This is a genomic window from Candidatus Desulfolinea nitratireducens, assembly GCF_982879505.1.
This window is the reverse complement of the sequence record NZ_CEYOSI010000236.1, coordinates 1-3509: the sequence shown is the minus strand read 5'-3', so window position 1 is coordinate 3509 and position 3509 is coordinate 1. Positions and strand designations below refer to the sequence as shown.

The following is a 3509-nucleotide window of genomic DNA, read 5'->3' as shown; positions in this document are numbered from 1 at the left end:
CCTTGGAAAATATGGAAAAGATCATCAGGGAATATGCTGAAACCGCCCCGGGCTTTTCTCTGTGGGCCAAGCCGAATGCGGGCCTGCCGGAAATGGATCTGGAAACCAACACCGCAATTTACAATATATCGCCTGAAGAGATGGGTAAGTTCGCGAAGAAATATGTGGCACTTGGCGCACGGGTCGTGGGTGGTTGCTGTGGCTCGACCCCAGATCATGTTGCCGGAATTGTGAAAGCGGTGAAGTAGAGTAGAACCCCATGTTATTATTTCTGTCTGGACAAACACAGACTATGGCTGTATACTGTCTCGAATTAAGGAAATAATCGATGAGAGAAATAATGATTGCCTCCAGTCTGAATATCGCAAAACCCGCCATGTCTATGATGATGGTTATGTTTGTATATCCCGCCGAGGCAGAATAATCCCATTCCTACTCAGAAATAAATGAGAAAAGCTGCCAATCAGGCAGCTTTTTTGTGTTTCAGGAATAGAGCAAAGAGGTTGCCGGGCAGGCAATCTCTTTTTATTTTGAGCCCAAATTATTAAGGAGAAATCGTGAATAACCAAAATAATCAAGCAAAGAAAAGCACTCTAAGCAATAAGGCGGAACTGCTTAAGTTGGCTGGCCCATCGACGCAATCTGTGCATATCAATGGGATCGCCAATCCCTATCGATCAGTGGGGGAGCCAATCGTCCAAACAGCAACCTACCAATTTGAAGATGTGGCCGACCTTTGCGCGTTTCAGGAAGCGCAATTATCGGGTGATGATCATGATCGGATTGAATATGGACGCTATGGAAATCCTACAGTGAACGCGGTTGAAAAACGCATTGCAGGGCTGGAAAATGCAAATGATGCGCTTCTTTTTTCAACCGGGATGGCTGCGATCACGACAACCTTGCTTGCTTTATTATCCAGTGGCGATAATATCATCATCACGGATGATTCTTACCGCCGTACCCGCCAATTTTGTGAAATATATCTGAAACAGATGGGGATCACAACCACAGTTGTGCCGATGGGGGATTATGAAGCCTTTGAAGCCGCAATCCTGCCAAATACTCGACTGGTGATCTCAGAATCTCCCACCAACCCTTATTTGCGCACACTTGACCTGGAACGTTTTGTTGCCATAGCAAAGAAACATCAGGTTAAGACATTTATTGATTCAACCTTTGCCACACCCCTGAATATTCGTCCCCTGGATTGGGGTGTGGATCTGGTTGTCCATTCAGCCACCAAATATCTTGGCGGGCATAATGATATTTTGGCTGGTGTCGTAGCTGGAGGATCAGGGACGCTCAAGGAATTGCGGAATGCGCTGGGCATCTTTGGGGGAATCTCAGATCCCCATAATGCAGCCCTTTTATTGCGGGGGATCAAGACTTTGGGATTGCGTGTGGAACGGCAGAACCAGAATGGCCAGGCGATCAGTGAGTTTTTGGAAGGGCAGCCAAATGTTGAGCGGGTTTGGTATCCCGGTCTGCCCTCCCACCCCGATCATGAAATCGCAAAGCAGCAGATGAGCGGATTTGGCGGTGTGGTTTCATTCACCGTCAAAGGCGATCTGGAAAGCACATCCCGCTTTATTGACGCAGTCAAAATTCCGCTGATCGCCGCCTCTTTGGGTGCTGTTGAAACATTGATCGAGCCACCCGCAATAATGGCATACTATGATCTAACAACCGAGGAACGGCTGGCTGAGGGCATCTCAAATAATCTTGTCCGCCTGGCCCTGGGGATTGAGGATGCGGAAGATATTATCGCCGATCTGGAGCAGGCCCTCGCCGTAGTGTAATTATTCAAGTAGTATATTTATTTTGAAGGCCTTCAGGAATTTATGAAATAAAATAGCTACAACCCATCATAAAATCCCACTTTTGGCAGCTGTGGCGACTGCCCCGGCACGTGAATCCACATTCAGTTTTTGAAAAATATGACTGAGATGCGCTTTCACAGTTCGCTCCGAAATCCCCAATTTATAAGCGATCTCTTTATTGCGTGCCCCGTCTGCAACCATTTCCAGAACTTCAAACTCGCGTTCAGAGAGTGGATTATCAACAATATTTTTCGAAACAGTTTCTTCCTGTTGGTAGTTGAGCACCCGATTTAAAATATCTGGCGTGAGCAAGGTTTCTCCACGCGCGGCGGCCTGGATGGTGTTGATCAGTGTTTCGCGATCGGTATCCTTGAGCAGGTACCCGCGTGCTCCAGCCTTCAGGCCGCGAAGGAGCAAATCGTCCTCTTTATAGGTTGTCAAGATAACGATGGCAAGTTCGGGGTGAGTCTGTCTCAGCGTCTCGATGGCGGTTATCCCATCCATGACTGGCATCTGCAAATCCATCAGTACCAAATCCGGGAGATGAGCATCCACATGCACCAGAGCTTCTTGCCCATTTACAGCTTCCGCAACTAGCTCAAGTTCAGGAACGGTGTCGAAAATAAGACGCAATCCCTCGCGGATAATGAGGTGGTCGTCAACGATCAGGATGCGGATGGGGGCGCTCATCTTATTTCTCCAGTTTCATCCAATAAAAAAACGAATTTGATGGTCGTGCCCTCATCAGGAATGCTGAGAAGCGTATACTGGCTGTTGGTTAGTTGAGCGCGTTCCTGAAAGCCCTGCAATCCAAAATGCCCGCGCTGGGGGATACCTTCGGGATCGAAACCAATTCCATTATCCCGGATGCTAAGTTCGAGTGTGTTCCCCAAATGAATGACCGAGACCTCTGCCACCTCAGCTTGGGCATATTTCTGGATATTGGTCAATGCCTCATGCAGTACGCGCCGCGCATGATGCCGGATATGCTGGGGCAAGATATTTTTAGTATTCAGCTGAGTGGTTAACTTATAATTTGTTTTTCCTGTCGCGTTATATTGCTCAACCAGTTTTTCAACCGTTTTTTGAAAATTACTATCTTCATTACGCAAATCTTCAATCGCAGCCCGGGATTCGCTGAGGGTGTTGCGAGCGCGGTCCAAAGCCTGTGTGAGAACCTGTTCGACTTTCAAATGATCGTTTTGTTGTTGATATGCCTTCAGCGCCTCCAATTGTAAGATCAACCCGGCTACTCCCTGTGCGAGGGTGTCGTGGAGTTCGCGCGCCATTCTCTCCCTTTCCGCTTGCAATGTGAGTGATTCGTTGCGGGCTGCGTAGGCCGCAAGCTCACTCATGGCAGACCTGAGATCGGTGGCAAGTTCCTGAGCGCGCGCGCTGCTTTCTAGCTGCCTGCGGAAAAGCACCATGAAGATGATCAGAATTATCATGGTCGAAATCGTGGGTGAAAGCCAATCTTGGAGCGTTTCTAGGCCTCCGACGAGGAGATAACTAAGGGGTGTCAGGACAAGGAAAGTGAAGACAGCAGACCAGGAAAGCCATGACGTGCCAAATGTTCCTATAGTTTCTCCGATCATGGTGGCGAAGATCGCCAGTACCAATTCTGGTGCACCAGAAATGAAAATGGCGAGCATACTCAGGACACCTTGTGTCATAAGATAAGCAATA

4 protein-coding genes are annotated in these 3509 nt (G+C 48.2%); 2 read left to right on the top strand and 2 right to left on the bottom strand.

What is annotated here, in order from left to right:
• Positions 1-248 (top strand): homocysteine S-methyltransferase family protein (locus AC3DOM_RS15430; RefSeq protein ID WP_487919935.1); only part of this gene is annotated, 248 nt, incomplete at its 5' end.
• Positions 249-557: 309 nt separating this feature from the next.
• Entirely contained in the window at positions 558-1802 is a 1245-nt protein-coding gene (locus tag AC3DOM_RS15425; RefSeq protein ID WP_487919934.1) for a trans-sulfuration enzyme family protein, read from the top strand.
• Between the two features lie 66 nt (positions 1803-1868).
• Here AC3DOM_RS15425 and AC3DOM_RS15420 read toward each other — a convergent pair whose 3' ends face one another.
• Together AC3DOM_RS15420 and AC3DOM_RS15415 are read right to left on the bottom strand one after the other, a co-directional pair.
• Positions 1869-2513 carry a response regulator gene (locus tag AC3DOM_RS15420; protein ID WP_487919933.1) on the bottom strand — a complete coding sequence of 215 codons (645 nt, stop codon included), beginning with the start codon at positions 2511-2513 and terminating at the stop codon, positions 1869-1871.
• Positions 2510-3509, bottom strand: a 1000-nt coding sequence (locus AC3DOM_RS15415; protein WP_487919932.1) for a sensor histidine kinase, incomplete at its 5' end; no start/stop codon positions are given. The genes AC3DOM_RS15420 and AC3DOM_RS15415, both read right to left, overlap by 4 nt.